At 52.7% G+C, this 22,502-nt stretch carries 21 protein-coding genes and 1 tRNA gene; 6 read left to right on the forward strand and 16 right to left on the reverse strand.

The window, feature by feature from the left end:
* Window positions 1-6 precede the first annotated feature (6 nt).
* Window positions 7-1,134, forward strand: a complete 1,128-nt coding sequence (locus U9M73_RS07135) for a GerAB/ArcD/ProY family transporter (RefSeq protein ID WP_260070763.1) — start codon at window positions 7-9, stop codon at window positions 1,132-1,134.
* Window positions 1,135-1,137: 3 nt separating this feature from the next.
* Here the strand turns inward: U9M73_RS07135 and U9M73_RS07140 are convergent, their stop codons facing one another.
* Window positions 1,138-1,914: an ABC transporter ATP-binding protein gene (locus tag U9M73_RS07140; protein WP_323076648.1), complete on the reverse strand. Its 777-nt coding sequence runs from the start codon at window positions 1,912-1,914 to the stop codon at window positions 1,138-1,140.
* Window positions 1,915-2,061: 147 nt separating this feature from the next.
* Between U9M73_RS07140 and U9M73_RS07145 the strand changes: the two genes are divergently transcribed.
* Window positions 2,062-2,901 (forward strand): GNAT family N-acetyltransferase, encoded by an 840-nt coding sequence (locus U9M73_RS07145; protein WP_323076650.1) that lies wholly within the window; start codon window positions 2,062-2,064, stop codon window positions 2,899-2,901.
* A gap of 66 nt (window positions 2,902-2,967) precedes the next feature.
* On the opposite strand, the gene U9M73_RS07150 is transcribed toward U9M73_RS07145, so the two are convergent.
* Entirely contained in the window at window positions 2,968-3,219 is a 252-nt protein-coding gene (locus U9M73_RS07150) for an ABC transporter transmembrane domain-containing protein (RefSeq protein ID WP_323076652.1), read from the reverse strand.
* A gap of 274 nt (window positions 3,220-3,493) precedes the next feature.
* On the opposite strand from U9M73_RS07150, the gene U9M73_RS07155 reads away from it, so the two are divergent.
* Together U9M73_RS07155 and U9M73_RS07160 are read left to right on the forward strand one after the other, a co-directional pair.
* Window positions 3,494-4,357, forward strand: a complete 864-nt coding sequence (locus U9M73_RS07155; RefSeq protein WP_009225961.1) for a class I SAM-dependent methyltransferase — start codon at window positions 3,494-3,496, stop codon at window positions 4,355-4,357.
* Window positions 4,358-4,360: 3 nt separating this feature from the next.
* Window positions 4,361-5,131, forward strand: coding sequence for an RluA family pseudouridine synthase (locus U9M73_RS07160; RefSeq protein WP_260070760.1), 771 nt, complete (start codon window positions 4,361-4,363; stop codon window positions 5,129-5,131).
* A 79-nt stretch (window positions 5,132-5,210) separates the two neighbouring features.
* Here the strand turns inward: U9M73_RS07160 and U9M73_RS07165 are convergent, their stop codons facing one another.
* Both U9M73_RS07165 and U9M73_RS07170 read right to left on the reverse strand, forming a co-directional pair.
* A complete protein-coding gene (locus tag U9M73_RS07165; RefSeq protein WP_260070759.1) occupies window positions 5,211-5,621 on the reverse strand; it encodes a MarR family transcriptional regulator in 411 nt (136 codons plus the stop codon).
* A gap of 120 nt (window positions 5,622-5,741) precedes the next feature.
* Window positions 5,742-6,809: a branched-chain amino acid aminotransferase gene (locus U9M73_RS07170; protein ID WP_036645895.1), complete on the reverse strand. Its 1,068-nt coding sequence runs from the start codon at window positions 6,807-6,809 to the stop codon at window positions 5,742-5,744.
* Between the two features lie 153 nt (window positions 6,810-6,962).
* On the opposite strand from U9M73_RS07170, the gene U9M73_RS07175 reads away from it, so the two are divergent.
* Window positions 6,963-7,874, forward strand: coding sequence for a LysR substrate-binding domain-containing protein (locus tag U9M73_RS07175; RefSeq protein WP_323076654.1), 912 nt, complete (start codon window positions 6,963-6,965; stop codon window positions 7,872-7,874).
* On the opposite strand, the gene U9M73_RS07180 is transcribed toward U9M73_RS07175, so the two are convergent.
* The 6 genes from U9M73_RS07180 to U9M73_RS07205 form a co-directional block, all read right to left on the reverse strand.
* A complete protein-coding gene (locus U9M73_RS07180; RefSeq protein ID WP_260070757.1) occupies window positions 7,857-8,150 on the reverse strand; it encodes an RNA polymerase alpha subunit C-terminal domain-containing protein in 294 nt (97 codons plus the stop codon). The two genes, U9M73_RS07175 and U9M73_RS07180, sit on opposite strands and share 18 nt — an antisense overlap.
* A gap of 87 nt (window positions 8,151-8,237) precedes the next feature.
* Window positions 8,238-10,676, reverse strand: coding sequence for a DNA topoisomerase IV subunit A (parC, locus tag U9M73_RS07185; RefSeq protein ID WP_260070756.1), 2,439 nt, complete (start codon window positions 10,674-10,676; stop codon window positions 8,238-8,240).
* 13 nt (window positions 10,677-10,689) lie between these two features.
* A complete protein-coding gene (gene parE / locus U9M73_RS07190; RefSeq protein WP_009225954.1) occupies window positions 10,690-12,675 on the reverse strand; it encodes a DNA topoisomerase IV subunit B in 1,986 nt (661 codons plus the stop codon).
* Window positions 12,676-12,750: 75 nt separating this feature from the next.
* Window positions 12,751-13,740, reverse strand: a complete 990-nt coding sequence (locus tag U9M73_RS07195) for an ABC transporter permease (protein ID WP_036645926.1) — start codon at window positions 13,738-13,740, stop codon at window positions 12,751-12,753.
* Window positions 13,733-14,719 carry an ABC transporter ATP-binding protein gene (locus U9M73_RS07200; protein ID WP_323076656.1) on the reverse strand — a complete coding sequence of 329 codons (987 nt, stop codon included), beginning with the start codon at window positions 14,717-14,719 and terminating at the stop codon, window positions 13,733-13,735. Before U9M73_RS07200 ends, U9M73_RS07195 begins: the two co-directional genes overlap by 8 nt.
* Before the next feature lie 41 nt (window positions 14,720-14,760).
* Entirely contained in the window at window positions 14,761-15,564 is an 804-nt protein-coding gene (locus tag U9M73_RS07205; protein WP_009225951.1) for a GDSL-type esterase/lipase family protein, read from the reverse strand.
* A gap of 193 nt (window positions 15,565-15,757) precedes the next feature.
* Here U9M73_RS07205 and U9M73_RS07210 point away from each other — a divergent pair.
* Window positions 15,758-15,830: transfer RNA gene (locus tag U9M73_RS07210), tRNA-Lys, on the forward strand.
* 157 nt (window positions 15,831-15,987) lie between these two features.
* Here U9M73_RS07210 and U9M73_RS07215 read toward each other — a convergent pair.
* The 6 genes from U9M73_RS07215 to U9M73_RS07240 all read right to left on the reverse strand — a co-directional run bounded on the left by U9M73_RS07215 (window position 15,988) and on the right by U9M73_RS07240 (window position 22,370).
* Entirely contained in the window at window positions 15,988-16,494 is a 507-nt protein-coding gene (locus U9M73_RS07215) for a DUF4178 domain-containing protein (RefSeq protein WP_009225950.1), read from the reverse strand.
* A 33-nt stretch (window positions 16,495-16,527) separates the two neighbouring features.
* Window positions 16,528-17,199, reverse strand: a complete 672-nt coding sequence (locus tag U9M73_RS07220; RefSeq protein ID WP_323076659.1) for a PspA/IM30 family protein — start codon at window positions 17,197-17,199, stop codon at window positions 16,528-16,530.
* Window positions 17,200-17,938: 739 nt separating this feature from the next.
* The gene (locus U9M73_RS07225; RefSeq protein ID WP_009225948.1) at window positions 17,939-18,475 is read right to left on the reverse strand and encodes a CAP domain-containing protein; all 537 of its coding nucleotides are present in this window, start codon (window positions 18,473-18,475) and stop codon (window positions 17,939-17,941) included.
* Window positions 18,476-18,625: 150 nt separating this feature from the next.
* Window positions 18,626-19,636, reverse strand: coding sequence for a galactose/methyl galactoside ABC transporter permease MglC (mglC, locus tag U9M73_RS07230; protein ID WP_323076661.1), 1,011 nt, complete (start codon window positions 19,634-19,636; stop codon window positions 18,626-18,628).
* Between the two features lie 22 nt (window positions 19,637-19,658).
* Window positions 19,659-21,164 (reverse strand): sugar ABC transporter ATP-binding protein, encoded by a 1,506-nt coding sequence (locus U9M73_RS07235; protein ID WP_009225946.1) that lies wholly within the window; start codon window positions 21,162-21,164, stop codon window positions 19,659-19,661.
* 168 nt (window positions 21,165-21,332) lie between these two features.
* On the reverse strand, window positions 21,333-22,370 hold the full coding sequence (locus U9M73_RS07240) for a galactose ABC transporter substrate-binding protein (RefSeq protein ID WP_009225945.1): 1,038 nt from the start codon (window positions 22,368-22,370) through the stop codon (window positions 21,333-21,335).
* Window positions 22,371-22,502: the final 132 nt, after the last annotated feature.

Genomic DNA, 22,502 nt, shown 5'->3' on the forward strand with positions numbered 1-22,502 from the left:
GAAAGCATGCTTAATAACATTACAACCAATCAAATATTTGCGCTTTTCAGCTTGCAATCCTTCACCACAGTCATCGCCTTTTATACAGCGATGCTGCTCGGAGGCAGCAAGTATTCCACGCCGATGGCCGTCTTGGTAGGCGCTTTGCTGGGGCTGCTATTTTGCTACCCGGCCTATAAGCTCGCTTCCTCCCGCCCCAACGAATTTTTTGTTCAATTCGGGAGCAAAGTGGTGGGCCGCCCCCTTCATTTCATTTTCGTCCTTTATATCGTGCTGCTTCATCTCTTTCTGGCTGCCCTCAATTTAAGGGAGCTTGCTGATTTCTTGTTATCGGAATATTTGATTGGTACGCCGGATTGGGCGGTGGTTGCCATCTTTGGAGTATGTGTTGCCTATGCCGTACGCTGCGGGATCTTGACCATCTTCCGAATGGCAGAAGGCTTTTTTCTTGTTTTTGCCGCCGCCTTAATCTGTCTTCCGTTCATCGGATTTCAAGAGATGGAACTGGATATGTTCACCGCCTTGATAAACCATCTGTCGGTGAAGGATATGTGGGCCTCAATTGTAGATACCATGGCTATTTTTGGCGAGATGGCTTTCTTGTTTCTGCTTTTCCCTTATCTAGAAACGCCAAAAAAGGTGTTCCGAACCCTTTTCTGGGCTACACTCACTTCGCTGCTGTTGATCCTGATGCATCTCATTCCGATTCTGCTGACCTTTGGACCGAAGCTGGGAGCTAATCTGGTCTACCCCGACATGGAACTGGTTCGTTTCATTCGCGTTGGCTCGTTTATCGAAACAATGGACCCGATCTTAATTAGTTTGTGGTTAACCAGCATCTTTGTGAAAATGTCGTTTATTGTTTACACAGCGGTCTTATGTCTCGCCCAGTTGGCCGGCGTAAAGGATCACAAACCCTTCACCTTGCCGGTTGTCGCCTTTGTGTCCATATACTCCTTGTCCATTGTTAGAACCCCGCCGGAAATTATTTCTTTCCTGTCCTGGGAGGGGGCGCTTCTGTTCTGCTTTGCCGAGTTTATCATCCCAAGTATTTATTGGTTCATCGGCGCAATACGCAAAAAATCCTCCGGGTCCAAAACAACAAAACCCGCCGGGAGCACTCCGACGGGTTAAGGCTTATTTCGTCGAAAGCCAAGCCCGTTCCTGATTCCATCGCAAAGCGACCGGCGTTTCAAAGAAATCGGATAACCCGGTTTCGTTCAGGACATCCGATGTTTTCCCTTGCGCGTACACTTCTCCCCGCCGAAGCAGCAGCGTATGCGTGAAAATCGGCAAGATTTCCTCGGTATGGTGCGTCACATACAGCATATGCGGCGTATTCGGTTCGGCGGCCAGCTGTGCGATGCTTTCCAGAAGCCCTTCCCGGGAGATGAAATCCAGCCCGTTCGTCGCCTCGTCCAAGATGAGAAGCTGGGGCGAGGCCATCAAGGCCCGGGCAATCAACAGCTTTTGCTGTTCCCCCTGGGAACACGTCTGGTAAGCCCGTCCATGCAGGTGGCTGCAGTGGAGCTGGTTCATTAAGGCTGCAGCCTGTTCATAATCCTCTGTCGTTGGCTTCTCGTAAAGTCCGATGGATGCAAATTTGCCGCTCACCACAAGATCCTCGGCTTTTTGCTCCCCGTGCAGTCTGGCCTGCATCGAAGAACTAACCCACCCAATCGTTTTGCGCAGCTCCCGCAAATCTACTTCGCCAAACCGGTTTCCCAGTACGCTGATTTGGCCGGACGTCGGCCAGAGGTAGCCGCTGATCATATTAAGCAGCGTCGTCTTGCCTGAACCGTTTAAGCCCAGCATCGCCCAATGCTCTCCCTCGCGGACCGTCCAATCGATGCCGTTTAATACGGCCTTCCCATCCCGGAACCAAGTCACTTGATTCATTTCGATGATATCCATTCTTAGTACCTCCGAAAAAATAAGTAGATTTGCAGTACTCTCAAGCTACCCCCGTCCTTGCGGTTTGTCAAGCGCCGGCTGTTGATGGTTTCGCGTGCCAATTTCCTTTCGATCCGCTAGAATACAAATGAAAGGAAGTGAGGTATCATGAATCCGACATGGACTTGGGCTGACGTGGAAGCCCTTCAACAACGCGTAGAGCAGCATGACGGGATTGCTTTGAAGTTAAATTGGGATACCTTGCACTCCCGTAAGGAAGAGAGTGCCGCAGATCTGGTAGAGTTCCGCGAAGGGCAACTGGTAGCCTTCTTGGGATTGTATCCGTTCGGAAGCACGTTGGAAGTCTGCGGCATGGTTCACCCGGATTACCGTAGACAAGGTATCTTCACTTCCCTGCTTAGACGCGGATTAAACACGGCTACTTTGGGTTCGTATCCGAAGATCCTATTGAATGCTCCTGGGAACTCAGACTCGGCCAAGCAATTCCTGGCCGCCTATCCTTGCCGTTTTGAATTCAGCGAATATCAGATGAAATACACCCCGGAAGCAACTGCGGTGAATGCCCCGTCAAGAACGGCACAGATCACGCTTCGCTCGGCTGAGGCAGCGGACCGACCGCTGCTCGCTCGCCTCGACCAGGAGGGGTTTAATCTCGCTGCGGAGGAAACCCGATTGTTCTACGAGAAGTTAACCGAGGAGGAGATCCGCCAGAACGAGCTGATCGTGCATGAGGGCGAGGCCGTCGGGAAAATTCGCGTTTCCCCCCGCGAACGGGAGGCTTGGATTTATGGATTTGTTGTTACTTCATCCCACAGGGGTCAAGGCATCGGCGGTACCGCCTTGCGGCAGGTCGTTGAACGTGAAAGAGCAAAGGGCTTCGACGTTTGGCTGGAAGTAGCACTGAACAACCCCCAAGCCAAAAAGCTTTATGAACAGGCGGGGTTCCGGGTATGCCGATCCCAGGACTACTATGCTTATTTGCGCTGATCTTGAAACGAATAAGACCGCAGGCTCCCCTTAAGAGCTTCTGCGGTCTTCGTTGCTTTAAGGCATTCAAATGTCCGAACTGGGCATGTATTTGATGGACAAGCCGCCGGCCATGATTTTGTAAGCCCAAAGCTTCGTGGCGCGATAGGCATTGTTGTTTTCCTCAAACAGTTTTTGTTCATGCCCTTCGTTCACAAACGCCTGGACTACGCGGATCCCGCCGATGTTCTCCTCTACGCGGGAATTGAAATCAGCGAGCGCGGAAAACAAGCCGCGGTAGGTCTTGGTCATTTTTGCATTGAAATAAAGCGCTGCCACCACGGCACAGCTGAAATCTAGAATAAACAAATGTTTATAAGGTCGGTAATATGAAAAAAACGACGTAACATTTCCAAGACTCTCTCCTTGCCTCTCCAAAACTTGGCGTTTTAATGAAAGACTACCACAGTCGCGGAATTAATTGAAGATCGTTTTCACCAGGAAGGTAGCATGCCGATAGAAAAATAAGGTACAATAACTACCGAATCTACAGAACTTAAGGACATGCCCAAACGGGCGGGCCGCATGAGGCGGCGGAAGGAAGGATCAACACATGTATGTAGCAAACGATTGGCAGGATTATGAAGTAATGGACACCGGAAACGGGGAAAAGCTGGAGCGCTGGGGGGATATCATTTTGCGGCGCCCCGACCCGCAGATCATCTGGCCGATCGCCAATGAGGATCGCCGCTGGCACGATGTGCACGGGCATTACCACCGCAGCTCCTCCGGCGGCGGACAGTGGGAGATGAAGAAGCAGATTCCCGACCGTTGGACGATTTCCTATGACCGGCTGAAATTTTATATCCGCCCAACCAATTTCAAACATACCGGATTGTTTCCGGAGCAAGCCGCCAACTGGCGGTGGATGATGGACAAGATCGCCGGCGCGGGTCGGCCGATTCAGGTGCTGAACCTGTTTGCATATACCGGCGGCGCCACCGTAGCCGTAGCTTCGGCCGGCGCTTCGGTCGTTCACGTCGATGCAGCGAAAGGGATGGTCCAATGGGCTAAGGAGAACCTGGCGCTGTCCGGTTTGGCCGACCGCCATGTACGCTTCATCACGGATGACGTGTTCAAATTCGTGCAGCGGGAGCAACGGCGCGGCAACCGTTATGACGCGATTATCATGGATCCTCCGTCCTACGGGCGTGGTCCGGGCGGTGAGATGTGGAAGCTGGAGACGAGCCTCTACCCGTTCGTGGAATCTTGCTTGTCGATTCTGTCGGACAAGCCGCTCTTCTTCCTCATCAACTCGTATACGACCGGCATTTCCCCTACCGTACTGAACAACATTCTGACGATGACCGTCAAGAAGCGTTACGGAGGACGGATCTCGGCCGGCGAACTGGGACTGCCGATCACCCGCTCGGGGCTTCACCTCCCTTGCGGCATTCTCGGACGCTGGGAGGAATAATCAATGGATTCCGAAGCTAAGCGGACCTCGGGGCAGCCGGCGATGGCAATCCTTTACGAAGACAACCATCTGCTCGGTATCGAGAAGCCGGTGAACATCCCCACCCAGGAGGATGCCAGCGGGGACCCCGATCTGCTGAATTTGCTGAAGGCGGACATCAAGGAGCGGTATGGCAAGCCCGGCAACGTCTATCTCGGACTTGTCCATCGGCTGGACCGTCCGGTCGGGGGCGCCATGATTTTTGCCAAGACATCAAAAGCCGCTTCGCGGTTAGCGGAGATGGTGCGGAGCCGCCGGTTCAGCAAAACGTATGTCGCCGTCGTACACGGAACGCCGCCGCAGCGGCAAGGTCGTTTGACGGATACGCTGCTTAAAGACGAACGCACCAATACGGTGTCTGTCGTTCCCGCGGGGACACCCGGCGGCAAAGAAGCCCGGCTTGATTACCGGGTGCTCGGCACCTCCGCATCGGAGCGGCTGAGCCTTGTGCAGGTGGAGCTGCACACCGGCCGGCCGCACCAGATCCGGGTGCAAATGAGCCAAATCGGCTGCCCCCTGTATGGCGATCAGAAATATGGCGCGGGGCGGAATAAACCAGGCCAACAAATCGCACTTTGGTCGCTGTACGTCGGTTTTCCGCACCCGGTGACCAAGGAGCCGATCGATCTGGTCTCCCTCCCGCCGCGCGCGTATCCCTGGGATCGGTGGGAGGAAGGAACGTATACCCGCCTCGCAGCGCTGCTGCAGGCCGGGGGAAACGGAATAGAAATGTAAAAAAGGCGGGACGTCCGGAGCTGATTATTCAGCTCCCTGACGTCCCGCCTATTCATTGACTCCCTCGTAGGCAAGTTCCTTATTTCGTTCCGGAAATTTTGCCCAGCAGAAATACCAGCAGTTGTTGATTATGGGTGGAGATGCGATTCAACACGCCGCTTAAGTAAGTGTTGCGAACTTCGATGCCCCGCCGGACTTCGGATTGTCCTTTATCAGTAATCGACACCCATACGTTGCGGCGATCGTTCTCGTCCCGGTCACGGCGGATCAGTTCGCCCCGCTCCATTCGGTCAAGCAGCATCGTCACTGCAGCCGGCGTCGTGGAGAGAAACGGAATCAAATCGGACGGCTTCAGATTGCCCTGCTGCTCCAGCAGCTCCAGAACGGTCAACTGCGACGTCGTTAGCGTGGGAGCCAGCTCCTCCTCCATGTGGGCCTGATAATCCTTCACGATGAGATCAAGCAATCTGGCAAATTCAGCGGTATGCAATCTTATCCCTCCTTGCCTTACATCACCACTTGGATAATTCGCTGCTTCCTTCGCAAATTCCTGCTGCCTTGAAGCAATTATCCGGTGGTTTGCGGCAGAGGGGGCACCGCACTGGTTGTTTTATCGGACAGGATACCGCCAGCCGAACGTATCCTCCCGTTCCCCGCGTTGGATTCCTGTCAGCGTGTCGTACAGTTTGGCCGACAATTCTCCGGTCTGGCCTCCGGCAATCTCCATGTCATGACCTTCCCACGTCATGCTGCCGATCGGGGAAATGACCGCCGCAGTTCCAGTGCCAAACGCTTCTTCAAGCCGACCTTCCTTATGAGCCTCAAACAGTTCTTCGATCGAGATCCGGCGTTCCTTGACGGGAACTCCCCACGCCCTAAGCAGCTGAATGACTGAGTCCCGCGTGACGCCAGCCAGGATGCTGCCATTCAGTTCCGGTGTCACAACTTCCCCGCCAATTTTGAAGAACACATTCATGCTGCCCACTTCTTCGATATACCGTTTTTCGATGCCGTCAAGCCATAGCACCTGGGAGTAGCCAAGCGGTTTGACGTCCTCCTGCGCTTTGATCCCTGCGGCATAGTTCCCGGAGGTTTTCGCTTCGCCTGTACCGCCGCGAACCGCCCGGACGTACCGATCCTCCACGTAAATGCGCACCGGATGGATGCCTTCCGGATAATAAGCCCCAACCGGCGACAAAATGACGATCAACCGATACTCCTCCGCAGCCCGCACGCCAAGCCCTGCTTCGGTAGCGATAATAAAGGGGCGGATATACAAGGAATTGCCTTCGCCTTCCGGCATCCACTCCTCCTCCAGGGCGAGCAGACGGCAGATGCCCTCCAGCACTTCCTGCGGATCAACTTGGGGAATCCCAATGCGTGCGCACGAATGGTTCAAGCGGCGCAAATTCATATCGGGCCGGAACAATACCAGCTCTCCCTGCGGTGTCCGGTACGCCTTCATCCCCTCAAACACCTCTTGCCCGTAATGGAACACCATCGCCGATGGATCCAGCGAAATCGGTCCGTACGGCACGATTCGCGGATCGTGCCAGCCTTGATCTGCCGAATAATCCATAAGTAGCATATGATCGGTAAAATATTTGCCAAAGCCCAGCTGATCGGCAGCCGGCTTCGTTTTTTTAGCCGTAGTTAATGTGATGGACCAATTTCCCATGTTAAATTTCCTCTTTTCCCATATCGGATTAACGAACTGACGAAGCAATGAATTCTCTGTCTTTCACTATACCGATTCTTTCTTCATTGATCAATAATATCGTTTCAATTATAATCATTGACAATATCTATGTATCGGGGAGAATCATCCGCTATGGAGCATCGTCTATTGGAATATTTCATCGCAGTCGGCGAGGATTTGCATTTCACCAAAGCCGCGGAAAGACTGGGAATTACGCAGCCGACGCTCAGCCACCAAATTCGCTTGCTGGAGCAAGAGCTTGGGACGGCCCTCATTCAACGGATTGGCAAAAAAAACCATCTGACTCAAGCGGGTTCAATCCTGTTGGAGCACGCCCGCCGAGTGATCTATGAGGTGGAACAGGCTAAATTGGAAATTGGCCAGCTCACCGGCGTCCAGCGCGGACAGCTCCGTATCGGCTGCTCCGGCAACCACCTGCTGGAAGATAAGCTGATCTCTTTCCATCGCCAGTACCCCGGGATCGAGCTGACGGTACTTGAGCTTGCTACTGAGGAGACAAGAGCCGGACTGCTCGCCAACCAGCTGGATCTCGGCGTCGTGTTTCTGCCGCTCCAGGACGAGCACATCGTCAGCCGCCCACTGTTCGACGAGGCGCTGGTGCTGGTTGTCTCCAGCCAGCACGCGTATGCGGAGCTGCCGGAAGTGACGCTGGAGCAGGTCGCGCAGCTGCCGCTTGTGTTATTTCCGCCGAAGTTTTACGTTCGCCAGCTGCTTGATACAGCTTGCGCTGAACAGGGGATCGAGATCCGGCCGGTCATGGAGCTGTCGACGATTGAATCGCAGGTACAGATGGTCATCCACCACGTTGGGGGAACGGTTCTCCCCGGCTCCTATGCCCGGACGTTGACCAGCACGAATCGCCGCAGCGGAATCACCTTCATCCCGTTGGCAGAGCCCGTACCGCACAAAAACGTCGGGTTGGTCTACCGAAGGAGCACGTTTATGGACCCTACGCTCCAAGCGTTTATCCGTCATTTAACCGAGGAAGACACTCAAGCCCCCGTCTCAGCTCCTAAACGTTAATCCTTTCGATCGCAAAGCCTCTTTAAGCTTAGGTATGGAAGCTGGCCCCATGCCATGAAATCGCAGCACCTCTTGTTCACTCAGCTCAGCCAGCTTCTCCAAAGTCGTTACGCCATTCGCTTCCAAGGCCCGTCTAGCCGGTGCAGATAACCGCGTCAGAAAGTCCGCTGCCGGTTCACGCTCCTGTTCACAGATGGGACAAGTCGGACAATCACTGCTTTTGTAGTAGGTATGCCCCTTCGGGCAGGTCCTTTGCGTTTTTGCTTGTGCCGCCATCGTATATTCCATCCCTTCACCACGGATTGATGTAGATCCTAAAAAAAACTCCGGGAAAGTTTCAAGCCCTTCCCCGGAGATTATCGCTTATTCTTTGACGAAGAGATCCACGATCTCGTCGTTTTTGTCCACGGACATCATCGCTTTCCCGATCGACTTCCGGTCCGCTATCGGAGCATCCTCCGAGCTGAAGGTGTGCATCTGCCCTTCCTTCGTGACCGCCTGCAGCAGCACCGGCTCCTTGCAGTGAACGCCGCCGACCAAGCGGCTGCCGTTCGGTTTGACCCGCTTGCCTTCCTTAAATTCAAACGTCTGAACGCCTTTGCCGCCCCGGCTTTGAACCGGATAATCCAGCAGCAGGCTGCGCTTAGCGTAAGCCAAGTCGGACACGACGAGCACTTCGCCTTCCTCGCCTTCGACCCAGAGCGCGGAAACAACTTCGTCATCGTCCTTCAGGTTGATTCCGCGTACCCCTGCCGATACCCGTCCCATCGGGTTCACTTCGTCTTCGGCGAACCGAATCGCCATCCCCTGCTTCGTTAGCAGCAGGATCTCTTGGTTGTTCCGGCTGACGGTGACACTCAGCACTTCATCGCCGTCGCCAACCTTGCAGGCAGCTACCGCGCCGGAGCGCTTCTTCTCGTATTCTTTCAGCTCCGTCCGCTTCACCTGACCGTTCTTCGTCACGAAGACCAAACTGAGCTCCGGATTCTCATCGAAGCTTTTCACCGGAATGACGCTGACAATGCGATCTTCCTTGGCGAGCGGGATCACGTTGACGATCGCCGTCCCGTTATCCTTCCATTTGAACTCTGGAATCTGGTGCACCGGCAAGAGGAAGTATTGGCCCCGCTGCGTAAAGATCAACAGGTTCTGCAGCGTATCTACCTCTAGCAGATACTTAATGTAGTCGCCTTCCTTGACCCCGGAGCCATCCCGCTCCCCGCCGGATCGAGTAAACGACAGCATGCTGGTGCGCTTGATGTATCCCTCACGGGAAATCGTGACCAGCACATCCTCTTGGGCAACCAACACTTCGAGGTTGACCTTGAGCTCCTCGACCTCGTCCTGAATGTGCGAGCGGCGGTCGATCCCATATTTATCGCGGATCTCGATCAGCTCTTTCTTGATCAATGCGATCAGCTTCTTATCGCTTTCCAAGATGCCGCGCAACACGGTGATTTTCTTCTGGATGTCCTCCAGCTCTTTTTGCAGCGTCGTAATTTCCAGATTGGTCAAACGGTACAGCTGCAGGGTCAAAATCGCATCCGCCTGCCGTTCGGTAAACCCGAACATCCATTGCAGGTTGTTTTGCGCATCTTGACGGTTCTTGGAAGCTTTGATCGCCGCGATAACCTCATCCAAAATGTTAAGCGCCTTGACCAAGCCTTCCAATACGTGAGCACGGTCCTCCAACTTCTCCAGCTCATATTGCGTCCGGTAGGTCACAACCTCGCGCTGGTGGGCAATGTAGGCTTCGAGCATCGCTTTGAGCCCCAGCTGACGCGGCGCCTTGTTGACGATCGCCACCATGTTGAAGTTGTAAGTGACTTGCAGGTCGGTTTTTTTCAGCAAATACGCCAAAATCCCCTGTGCATCCGCATCCTTCTTCAACTCGACGACGATGCGCAGTCCGTTCCGGCCGCTTTCGTCCCGCACTTCGGCGATGCCCTCCACTTTTTTCTCCAGACGGATGTTTTCCATCGCCGTAACCAAGCGCGACTTCACCACCTGATAAGGAATTTCGGTGATGACAATCTGCTGCTTACCGCCGCGGAGCGTTTCGATTTCCGTTTTGGAGCGCAAATAAATCCGGCCTTTGCCGGTCTCATAAGCTTCCCGAATGCCTTCCTCGCCCATGATAATTCCGCCCGTCGGAAAATCCGGTCCCTTGACGAACAACCGAATTTCCTCCAGCGTCATTTCCGGCTTCTCCATCAAGGCGATGCAGGCATCGATCACCTCGCGCAGATTATGCGGCGGAATTTCCGTTGCAAACCCTGCGGAGATCCCGCTAGCCCCGTTGACCAGCAGGTTTGGGAACCGCGCCGGCAATACGACAGGTTCCTTCGCCGTGTTGTCGAAGTTGTCCTTGAACGGCACGGTCCGTTTCTCAATATCTCGCAATAGCTCCATCGCGATCGCCGACAGGCGCGCTTCGGTATACCGCATCGCCGCTGCCGGGTCATCGTCCTGCGAACCCCAGTTGCCGTGACCGTCGATGAGCGCATGGCCCATCTTCCATGGCTGCGCCATCCGCACCATCCCTTCGTAGATCGAAGAGTCCCCGTGCGGATGGTAGTTCCCCATGACGTCCCCAACCGTCTTCGCCGATTTACGGTACGGCTTGTCCGGCGTATTGCCGGAGTCGTACATTGCATACAAAATCCGGCGTTGGACCGGCTTCAACCCGTCGCGAATATCAGGGATCGCCCGGTCCTGAATAATATATTTGGAATACCGGCCAAAGCGGTCGCCTACAACCTCTTCCAAGAACGCCGGCAAAAAGTTTTCCAGCATGCTCACATCAATTCACCTTCTATTCCTCAAACTCCGTGAAATCCACGTTTTCCACGATCCATCGCTTGCGCGGATCGACCTTGTCCCCCATCAGCGTAGACACGCGGCGCTCCGCTTTGGCGGCGTCTTCGATCTGCACCTGCAGCATGGTCCGCGTTTCCGGATTCATCGTCGTTTCCCACAGCTGTTCGGGATTCATTTCTCCCAAACCTTTGTAGCGTTGCAGCTCGAAATTTTTGCCGAATTCCTTCAGATAGTTTTGCAGCTGCTCGTCGGTCCACGCATATCTCACCGTCTCCAGCTTGCCGGAACGGCGGGTAATCTTGTACAACGGCGGCTGCGCGATATAGACCCGTCCTGCATCGATCAGCGGCTTCATATAACGGTAAAAGAACGTCAGGAGCAGCACTTGAATGTGTGCACCGTCCGTATCGGCGTCAGTCATGATGATGATCTTGGAAAAGTTACTGTCCTCCAAGGCGAATTCCGGCCCGATGCCCGCGCCAATCGCCGAAATGATCGCCCGGTACTCGTCGTTTTTGAGAATATCCGCAAGCTTGGCCTTCTCCGGATTCATCGGCTTCCCTTTCAGCGGCAAAATCGCCTGAAGCTTCGAATCACGCCCTTGCTTGGCCGAACCGCCAGCGGAATCCCCTTCCACGATAAACAGCTCCGTACGTGTATAATCCTTCGATTGCGCCGGCGTCAGTTTGCCGCCAAGGTTGGAGCTTTCGCTCCGCTTCTTGCCCGAACGCATTTCGTCGCGGGCTTTGCGAGCGGCTTCCCGCGCTTTGGAGGCTTGGATCGCCTTCTTGATCAGCGTCTGGGCGACCTGCGGGTTCTCTTCCAGGAACACCGCCATTTTCTCGCCGACTACCGATTCCACCGCGCTGCGCGCCGATGCGCTTCCGAGTTGGTCCTTCGTTTGACCTACAAACTCCACCTCGGACATCTTAACGCTGATTACGGCCATCATGCCCTCGCGCAAATCATTACCCTCGAGGTTTTTGTCCTTTTCCTTGAGCATTCCGTTCTTCCGGGCATATTCGTTCATCACGCGGGTGTAAGCTGTCTTGAATCCGGTTTCATGCGTTCCCCCGCCCCGAGTTGGGATGGAGTTAACGAACGACACCAGCGTTTCGGTATACCCTGCATTGTATTGCAGCGCCACTTCGACTTCGATGTCATCCCGCTCCGCATAGAAGTGGATGACATCATGCAGCACGTCCTTTCCGTCATTGAGGAACTCAACGAACTGGCTGGCTCCGCCCTCGTAAAAAAACTCGTCAGAACGGCCAGCCCGCTCATCCTTCAAGGTCACCTTCAGGCCCGAATTCAGAAACGCGATCTCTTGCAACCGTTCCGCGAGCGTATCGTAGTTTAATCCGATCCCGCCGGAGAAGACGCGAATATCCGGTTTAAACGTCACCTTCGTGCCGGTCTTGTTCGTATTGCCGATAATCTCCAGCCCTGTGACCGGCTCACCGACGTGTTCAATGCCTTTCTCGTCAACCCAATATTCGAAGCGCATCCGGTGGATTTTTCCGTCTCGATAAATTTCCACTTCGAGCCACTCGGACAAGGCGTTCGTTACCGATGCACCAACGCCGTGCAAGCCGCCGGATTTCTTGTAACCCGCTCCGCCAAACTTGCCGCCTGCATGCAGGATCGTATAAACGACCTGCGGCGTCGGAATGCCGGTTTTATGCATGCCGGTTGGAATCCCCCGGCCGTTATCGAGTACGGTGACAGATCCGTCCTTGTTCAGCGTAATATCAATTTTCGTGCAGTACTTCGCCAGATGCTCGTCGACCGCGTTGTCGACGATCTCCCATACCAGATGATGAAGTCCCGACGAGCTCGTACTGCCAATATACATCCCTGGCCGTTTGCGTACCGCGACAAGCCCTTCGAGCACTTGAATGTCGTCCGCGTCGTATCCCGAAGACGGGCCATCGGCATTCGTGCCGGGTACGTCCTCGAACAAATCGATTTGTTCGGCCATCATGCTCCCCCTTTAATTCTTTAGTCTACCTCTGTATGTAGTAGTCGAACAGATGTTTTGGTGCCTTTGTCCATTTTAATTCAAAATATCTTGTTTCGTAAAGACAAGGAATGAAACGACGAGGGCGCAAGCCCCCCAAATCGCCAGCACAGCCAGCGAAAATCCCAGCGTCATCCCCTCGATCGGAGCCGGTGTCCCCGCCAAATAATTCGTTAAACCGAGATTCACCATAAACAAATATTTGGCGCTGGTCCAGGAGGAAGCCATATTCGTCAAAATATTGCCGGCAATCAGCGTCGCCATCATAATGACAATGCTCGCCGACGTGCTGCGCACCAGCACCGACACCATAAACGCCAAGGCGGCCACCACCACGCTGACAAACCAGATCAGGCCGGCCTGCATGAAAATATACAACCATTGCGGCACTGCATGCACACCCGAAATGTCTACTTCGGCCCCCCGCAGCTGGAATCCTGTAAATACCGGCAGCGCCCATCCGCGGTAACCAAAAAATAACCCTGAAATTAAATAGCATATCAAACAGGTTGATACAATGATCAAGGACACAAACATCATCAGCGTGATGAGCTTGCTTAGCAGGATTTTCCATCGCCTTACCGGCCGAGTAAGCAGCATTTTGACCGTTCCACTCGTCCGTTCCGAAGACACAATATCCGATCCTACGCCCATAATTAACAGCGGAATGAACAGCGTAGCTGCGTTATCCAAGAACTCCCGAGTAAAAGATACGCCGCCCGGTTCTCTGGGATTCACGTCATGCTCCAAATAATATTTCAACTGCTGAATATAAATTTTACGGTATTTCTTCCATTCCTCCGGCACCCGGTCGCTGCCCAGGGAATTCTGATTGTCTGTGATCGCTTGTTGCACTTCCCGGCGCCAGTCCGTCCCGAACTTCTCCCGTTTGTCCTCCGCTTGTCGCAGTTGGGCGTATGCAAACATCGGGACCAGCACGATCAACACGAGCAAGATGACGTAAAAGCGTTTCTTTTTAATCATCTTGATCGTTTCATTTTTTACTAAAGGAAGAATGTTATTCAATGCTTTCACCTTCCGTCATCTCCAGGAACATCTGCTCGAGCGTCGGATTCACCTTCTGCACGGCCTCTACCCGGATCCCTTCCTGCACCAGACGCTGTACGAGGCCAGGGATCAATTCCGGCTGCATTTGAGTTACGATCGCCTGGCCCTGGATTCCCGCCATAATCGTATCGTCCAAGACGTTTCCGGCTTCGGTTACCACGTTGACCCCGCTTGCCGACCGCAGCAGCCGCTCGCCAGGCTCCCGGGGCTCCAATTCCCAGACCACATAACTTCGATTCGCCTGGATCAGCTCATCGACTTTGCCGACGGCGAGTACACGCCCGCGCCCGATAATCGCCACTCGATCGCACAGCAGTTGAATTTCGCTGAGCAGGTGGCTCGATACAAAAACGGCCATCCCTTCTTCCGCGAGCCGGCGGATGAAGCTGCGCATTTCTTTGATCCCCTTGGGATCCAGACCGTTTGTAGGTTCGTCCAGAATCAGAAGCTTCGGCCGGCCCAACAACGCTTGGGCAATACCCAACCGCTGCCGCATGCCCAGCGAATAGGTTTTCACTTTGTCGTCGATCCGGCCCGTTAGCCCAACCATTTGCACAACTTCTTCAATCCGCTTCCCATCGATGCCCGAAATCATGCGGGCGAAATGCTCGAGATTCTCCCGCCCGGTTAAATAGCTGTAAACCTCGGGATTTTCCACGATGGACCCAACGCATCGGAGCGCCAGCTCCGGTTCCCGTTGTACATTGTATCCGCAAATATGTACTTGGCCTTCGGTTGGCCGAATTAAATCGACGAGCATGCGGATCGTGGTTGTTTTGCCGGCTCCGTTGGGACCAAGGAACCCAAAGATCTCTCCGGCGTACACCTCGAAATTCACTTCATGCACGATCCATTTACGTCCGATTTTCTTTTTGAGCCCCTGCACCCTTAGGACAGGTTGACGCTGCTTAGCGATGATCGGCTGCCGTGCTGCCATGGCGTTCACTCCTTCATTTAGACTCCAGCATTAAACCGTCATTAGCGCGCGATGCTTTGGACCATCCGTTCGGCAATCGCCTGGTAGCCATCTCCGTTCGGATGAAAATGGTCGCTCGACAAATAACGGGACGAGTTATTCGTAAACAAGTCATAGGTTGGCACGACCAAGGTGCCGTCATATTCCCCAAGCGTTTTCATCGCCATCGCGTTCCAGCGCGCTACCGCATCGTTACCGATTTCGCGCATCCCATCAAGATCGCTGAACGGATTATATAAACCCACGTAGACGAGGAGCGCTTGCACGTTGATTTTCTTGATTTGTGCTACGATTTTTTCAAAATCCGCCGAGCTCTTCTCAATCGCCGCTTCGATTTCCGTCTGGGTTGGGACTTGCTGTCCCGAGGTTAACGCCTCCGTGCCGTCAAACAGATCATTTCCCCCAATCGACAACAGGATAATCCCCGACTGCTGCAGGGCATATTTCACACCCGGATCGTCCAGCATCGGCAGCAGTTCCTTCGTTGTCAGACCGTTAATTCCCAAGTTATTGACCAGTTTAGACGTGGCGCCCTCTTTATTAAAGAGATCCACCGTCCGGCGGGCAAATCCGCTGCCTGTATCGTCCCCAGTCCCTTTGGCCAAGGAATCCCCGATGGCCGTCACATCCCAGGCCCCCGCTTTCACGGCGGGTTCCGTTTGGGACGGTGAAACTGTCGAATGGCCAGCGGCTGCCGACGGATCGGCAATATCCGACACCGCATATACGAATCCAGCGAGCAGAATTAAAGTCGATACCAGTGACGCCAATCCCGCCCACCGCCAAATCCGGGACGTCCTGCTCATGTAACCCCTCCTGTTTCCTCGCAGTCCCTCATTTACGCTAACTATGAGTAACTCTCCAACTTATGTAAATAACATAAAACTTCTTGCAAAGAGATGCAAATTTTCTCGAAAAAAGGACTAGCATTTTTAGAACTGTAGAGTTATAATAGTTCTTGTCCTTAAGAAACCTTCACATTAAGGAACCTTACATTAAGGGTTATTAGCTTAGCTGGTAGAGCAGCCGACTCTTAATCGGCAGGTCGCAGGTTCGACCCCTGCATAACCCATTTATAGCATCCTCCACTGCATTGGCAGCTTGGGGGATGTTATTTTTTTGTGTGCTTTCGGCGAAAAAAAGCGCGGGAATCGAGGGGATCGCCTCGTTCTCGCGCTTCATCGGGCTTCATCGCGCTTTGGAACAATAGTTGCTTAAAGATTATCGCCTTAATTGGCTCGAATGACTTTGACGTCGGCCGGAATCACCTTAACGCCTTCGTACAACATAAACCGCCCGTTCTGCCATTCGATCCGCAGCAGCTTGCCGTCGTCTGACTGGTACTGCCACACATGCTGTTCCCCGCCTTGAAGGAACGGCGTCTTGCCAACCACAGATACGTAACCGCCGTACTCTTCCTCCAAATAATACAGCGTTCCGTCAAGATCCATCTGGCCCGGCACCTCGGTCGGATCGTTCAGCCGTCCGTCAATCGGCTGATAGAGATGATACTGCAGCGTCTCACGATCCTCGACCAGCAGATAACGGATCTGACTGCCGTCCTGCAGCGTCAGCATAACCGCGTTACGCCCGCGATTGCCGACCCGGCCGGTCACCTCGTAGGAAATGAGCGATACCTCGCAGATATCGCCCGGGGCCAGCGATAGCATGCTCTTCTCTACGACAGGCGGCGCCGGTTTGGCAAACAAATTGCCGAGTCTTTTCCATACGCTCATATTTGGTCTAGCCTCACTTTAGAATCAAGTCGCTTATTTTTTATCCTCATATAGCTTCATCATCTCGGCCAATTCTGCTTCCACGGCAGAATCCTTGTTCAGGCTTTCGAACTCTTCATCCAAGGATTTAGCCTTAGAGTTCAGCTCATTGCTGGCTTCGGCTTGGGCTTCCATTTGCAGCATCTTCTCTTCCATCCGCTTCAGGCCGTTTGCCGCGGAATCGGAGTTAAACCCGGACATCGTCTTGTTGATTTCATTTTGCGCTTTAGCTGCATTGTATCTGGCAACCAACGTTTCGCGTTTATTCTTCATTTCCGTCAGCTGTTTGCGCATTTCCTCAAGCTTCGCCCGAAGATTGTCGGCAGCGGCTTTGTTTTGCTCGTAGCTTGCCTTGTATTCCGCCATTTTTGCCTCAGCGGCTTTCTTCTCTTCAAGTGCGCGGCGAGCCAGGTCAACGTTTTGCGCTTGAGCCGCCTGATGCGCCTGCTGGGTACGCCGCTCGACCAACGCTTGCTGCTCTTCATACAAGCCTTTAAACTTCTTCTCAATCGCGATTTGGGCGGCAACCGCCTTCTCCGCATCTTCGAGATCTTCTTGCATATCCCGGATATATTGGTCGGTCAATTTGATCGGATCTTCCGCTTTGTCGATCAAAGCGTTGATATTAGACATGGTCAAATCGCGTAATCTTTTGAAAATGGACATTTGCTTTTCCTCCCGATTAAAATATCAGATTATGCTTATGTTTACGCTGCAAAGTTCGGGAGGTTTCAATAAAATATCTCAGATTAGACGATGAGCATGAAAGATTGATTTAAAGAGCTTTGGTGGCCGCCGGGTGAAATGTTCTTACGATCGCTGTTGCTCGCGGATTTCTTGGATTCAGTAAACTCCAACACTGTAGAAATCCGCTCCCAAAGGCGACCACTTCGTTTCTCCCGCACCTGATCTCTAACGGAACGTAGAGACGTTATTTAAACATTTCCCGGTCATTTCCCGTTCTAACGGAACCGGAAGCCGTTATTCACCTCAAAATGGACCCAATAGAGCCAAATTCACCCGAATAAGGTCTCCTCGTTCCGTTAGAATTCCCAATCATGCACCTAGAGCCAAATAGCATCTCTCAGTTCCGCTAAAACTCCATTATCCCGTTGAATCACTCTACGTTGGTCCGTCAGCCGACTGCTCAAACACACTTTTCGCTCCCCAGACTCCGCTAAAATACATCAAAGAGCCCGGCTGTCTAGCCGGGCTCTTCCTGCATCCGCCCACATTTCCGGCGTCCTATTGCTTGAAGAAAAGAATAACGAACCTAAGGGAGTTTACGTCCGCATTTGGGAGCCGCTTGTCTTCCTTCCCTCTCATCGATGGACAAACGGCGGACAAGAGCGGCTCGTGGTCGTTATCCTTTTTCGTGGATCAGCAATAGGATGAAGGGAACTTCCTATTTCCCAATAAACTCCTGCACCCAATACCCATTATAATACCCGACGCCGATCAGCTTGTATTTAGGGTTGAGGATATTCGCCTTATGGCCGGGACTCTCCATCCAATCCTTGACCACTTCCTCAGCGGTGCGTTGCCCTTTGCCGATGTTCTCTCCTGCGTAGATGTAGGTAATGTTGAACGCGTCCATCATGTCGAAGGGAGAGCCGTATTTCGGTGATGTATGGCTGAAATACGCGGTTTTGAACATGTCGATGGCTTTGGTTTTGGCCATTTTGGTCAAATTGGTATGTACGATCAGCGGCTTCAGACCGGCTTTCTTACGCTCCTGGTTGACGAGTTCAACTACCTTGGACGCGTTCTGTGTCTGGATCTTCAGGTAGACCGCTGCAAGCGACTTCGAGGAATTGCTGGCGGCAGCTGCGGCATACGCAGTATCCGTACCGAATCCAGTTCCTCCTTGCCACGTCGTCATAACCAAAACCAAGGCTGCAATCAGCAGCCCGGACAAACCGATTTTGCTCCACTTCTTCATGATGGCTTGCTCCCCCCAGCCGATTTCCTATCGCCGATTCTTGTCTTATGATTCTTGTCACATTTTAACATATTTCGACGGCTTCCGCTTGCGTAAAAAATGGAAAAAAGGACGGCACAAAAGCCGCCCTTCACTTAACCCTAAATGACCTTATTTCTTGCTTGCGTATTTCCGCATATCGAACGCTACCGCAGCAACGATGATTGCACCTTTGATGATTTGTTGCCAGTAAGGACCTACGCCTACGAACGTCAAGCCATAGTTGATGACCGTAAAGATCAGCACGCCAGCCATAATGCCTGGAACCGTACCAATCCCGCCGGTGGTGGATACGCCCCCCACGACGCAGGCTGCGATCGCATCAAGCTCGTACATGTTCCCGTAGTTGTTCGTAGCACCGCCGGTTCTGGCTGCTTCCAGCACACCAGCCAAGCCGTAAAGCGCCCCGGCGATCGAGTAGATCATAATCAAGTTTTTGGAGACGTTAATCCCCGATACTTTCGCAGCTTGCTGGTTGCCGCCGATGGCGTACATATTTTTGCCAAGCCGGGTTTTATTGAACATGACCCAAACGATCGCACAAACGACAATCGCAATAATGACGATATATGGAATCGAGAAGCTCCAGTTACTGAACAATGAACCTGAACCTAACGTTGTAAAGTCGTCGCGCAATCCGCCGATCGGCTGGGATTGGTTCGGCTCCGTATCGAAATATAGGGAGTTGATCCCGTAGATGGCAACCATGGTGCCCAGTGTAGCGATAAACGGCGGAACCTTAAACTTGGATACGATAATCCCGTTGATCAGACCAAAGATCAGACCTACAACAATTGCGATCAAAATCGGTACAAACAACGGAAGCTCCGGCAGGTTCGGGAAAAAGCGACGGGCATAACCGACCTCTTGCAGCATGGAGGCAGAGACGACAGCCGTCAATCCGACCATCCGGCCCGCGGACAAGTCGGTACCGCCGGTAATGAGGATAAACGCAACCCCAAGGGCGATGATAACCCGGGTGGACGATTGGATCAAAATATCGCGAAACGTATTTAGTCCGATAAAGCTTGGATCATAAGCGGCGATGCCGATAAGCAGCACGGCCAAAACGATATAAATGGCATTTTCGGTCACAAAGCTCTGAATTTTCTTTGTATTCATGATTTTCTCCTCCTTCAAATCCTTAGTGCTGGGCTGCCAGACGCATAATTTCTTCTTCCGTAGCCTTATCTCCATCCAATATTCCCGTCAGACGGCCTTCGGACATTACCATGACACGGTCGGACATCCCAAGCAGTTCAGGCATCTCGGATGAAATCATGATGATGCTCTTGCCTTGCTGTGCCAAATCCGCAATAATGGAATAAATTTCGTATTTTGCCCCGACGTCGATCCCGCGCGTCGGTTCGTCCAGCAGTAAAATTTCCGGGTTAGTGAGCAACCAACGGGCCAGCAACACCTTTTGCTGATTCCCGCCTGAAAGGTTCATGATCAGCGTTTTAGGCGACGGCGTTTTCGTCCGCAGCTTCTCAACCATTTGATTGGCTTCAGCCTTTTTCTTCCGCTCATTCAGCAGGCCAAAAGGCGTCACATAACGGTCAATGTTGGCAATGGCCGCATTTTCATGAACAGACAATACCGGGAAAATACCGGTTGTCCGGCGTTCCTCCGTCAATAGCGCCAATCCGTATTTTTTGGCTTCACTGGCGCTGCGGATCTTCACCTCTTTGCCGTGAATCGAGATGGTGCCGGACTGAATTTCACGAAGGCCAAACAACGCTTCGATTAACTCGGTGCGCTGCGCCCCAACCAGACCGCCTACGCCAAGGATCTCCCCTTTGCGCAATTCGAACGATACATCTTTAAAAGATTTTGGATCGACGGACGTCAGATGCTCTACCTTCATAATGACGCCGTTTGGCTTGTTGTGGCGATCCGGGAATCGCTGCGTGAGATCGCGCCCAACCATCTTGGAAATAATGAGGTCGGTCGTCATCTCCGACGCTGGCCACGTCCCAATCTTCTTGCCGTCACGCATGATCGTTACATCGTCGGAGATCCGCAAAATCTCCTCCATCTTGTGCGAGATATAGATGATCGACACCCCGCGCTTCTTCAAGTCGTTGATGATCCGGAATAGATGCTCAACCTCTACGCTTGTCAAGGAAGAGGTAGGTTCGTCCATCACGATAATCCGCGAGTTAAACGATACCGCCTTCGCGATCTCGATCGACTGGATTTTGGAAACGGACAGCTTGCCGACAATCGTATCCGGATCCAAATCAATATCTAATTGTTTAAACAGCTCTTCCGTATCCTGATACATCTTCTTATGGTCGACGAATTGGAAGGGTCCCCATCCTTTCATCGGGAAACGTCCGAGCCAGATATTTTCCATCACATTGCGGAAAGGTACCGGATGGAGCTCTTGGTGAATCATCGAGACCCCAAGCTTCAGCGCATCGCTGGAATTGTTGATTTCCGCTTTTTGACCATTCAAATAAATTTCACCGCTGTCCGGCTTATAAATCCCGAACAGACATTTCATCAGCGTGGATTTGCCGGCCCCATTCTCGCCCATCAGCGCATGAACGGTACCCGGTCGAACCTGCAGTGTTACGCCATCCAGCGCTTTAACGCCGGGAAATTCCTTGGTAATGCCCTTCATTTCGAGCATATATTCAGACATGGTTTTCGCCCCCTGATCATTTCTTCCGCTTTAGAGGCACAGCATCGTTTCCTCCTGTGTTCCTATCCCCTGTGAAAAAACAGGAGGTCCGTACCTTTCGGCATCGAACCTCCCATGTTGTTCTAGCGAATATGAGAAGTCCTGCTGATTGACCTGCTCGCCGTACTCTTATTTGAATTCAGCAGCGTTTTCCTTCGTTACTTTTTGGTATGGAATCCACACATATTGATTGTCGGTGATATCAAAACCTACGTTGTCTTTGCTGATCGCTTCGCCTTTGGCCAGCAAGGAAGCCAGGATAACCGCTGCTTTCCCTTGGTTCTCCGCATCGTTCAGAACCGTACCCAGCAATGTACCTTGTTCAAGCGCTTGCAGGGCTGGTGCCGTTGCGTCAACGCCTACAACCGGCATGTATTTGTCACCCGTGAAGTAACCAGCAGCTTTCAGAGCTTCGATCGCGCCGAGTGCCATGTCATCGTTGTTCGCAAGTACGGCTTCAATTTTATCGCCATTTGCGGCCAGGAAGGCTGCCATTTTCTCTTGGCCTTTTACGCGGTCCCACATGGCTGTGTCTTCAGCAACTTTTTCGACCTTAATGCCGGCATCTTCAATCGCTTGGACCGAATATTGCGTACGCAGCTCAGCATCTTGGTGTCCAGGTTCGCCCTTCAGCATAACGTATTGCAGCACGCCGTCACCATTCTTATCTGCTTCCGGATGAGCTTTCCAGTAGTCCACGATGATTTGACCGGACAGTGTACCGGATTCTTCAGCTCTCGCACCAACGTAGTAAACTTTATCCCATTTCTTCATATCTTCCGGCAACGGTTCGCGGTTCAAGAATACAACCGGTGTGTCCTTCGCTTTAGCTTTGTCGATAATGACGCCTGCTGCCGTCCGGTCAACCGGGTTAACAATCAGCGCATTCGTCTTCTTCGTCAAGAACAAGTCGATTTTATCGTTTTGCGTAGGCTGGGAGTTTTGGCTGTCAACGATATCCACTTTCGCGATCCCGTCAGCATTTTTCTCGATCGAGTTACGAACGCCTGTCATAAACGTATCGTCAAATTTGTAAATCGCCACACCTACGTTTGGAGTAGAACCCCCATTTCCTCCGCTGCTCTCTTTATCGCTGCTGTTGGAGCATCCGACCATCGTCGCTCCCAGCATGGCTGCAGCCAGCATGACCGTTGTAAGCTTCTTCATATTTTTTGACCTCCTGAAAGTGTATTTCTAAGTGATATCCTCTTGGATACGTTTTCATTATGCATGGTTTCGGGCACCTTGCGAATCCAAAATTCTAAGATTTTTCTATCAAAATTCTGATGATGTCGAATT

It is taken from the genome of Paenibacillus phoenicis, assembly GCF_034718895.1.
Taxonomy (GTDB): Bacteria; Bacillota; Bacilli; order Paenibacillales; family Paenibacillaceae; genus Fontibacillus; species Fontibacillus phoenicis.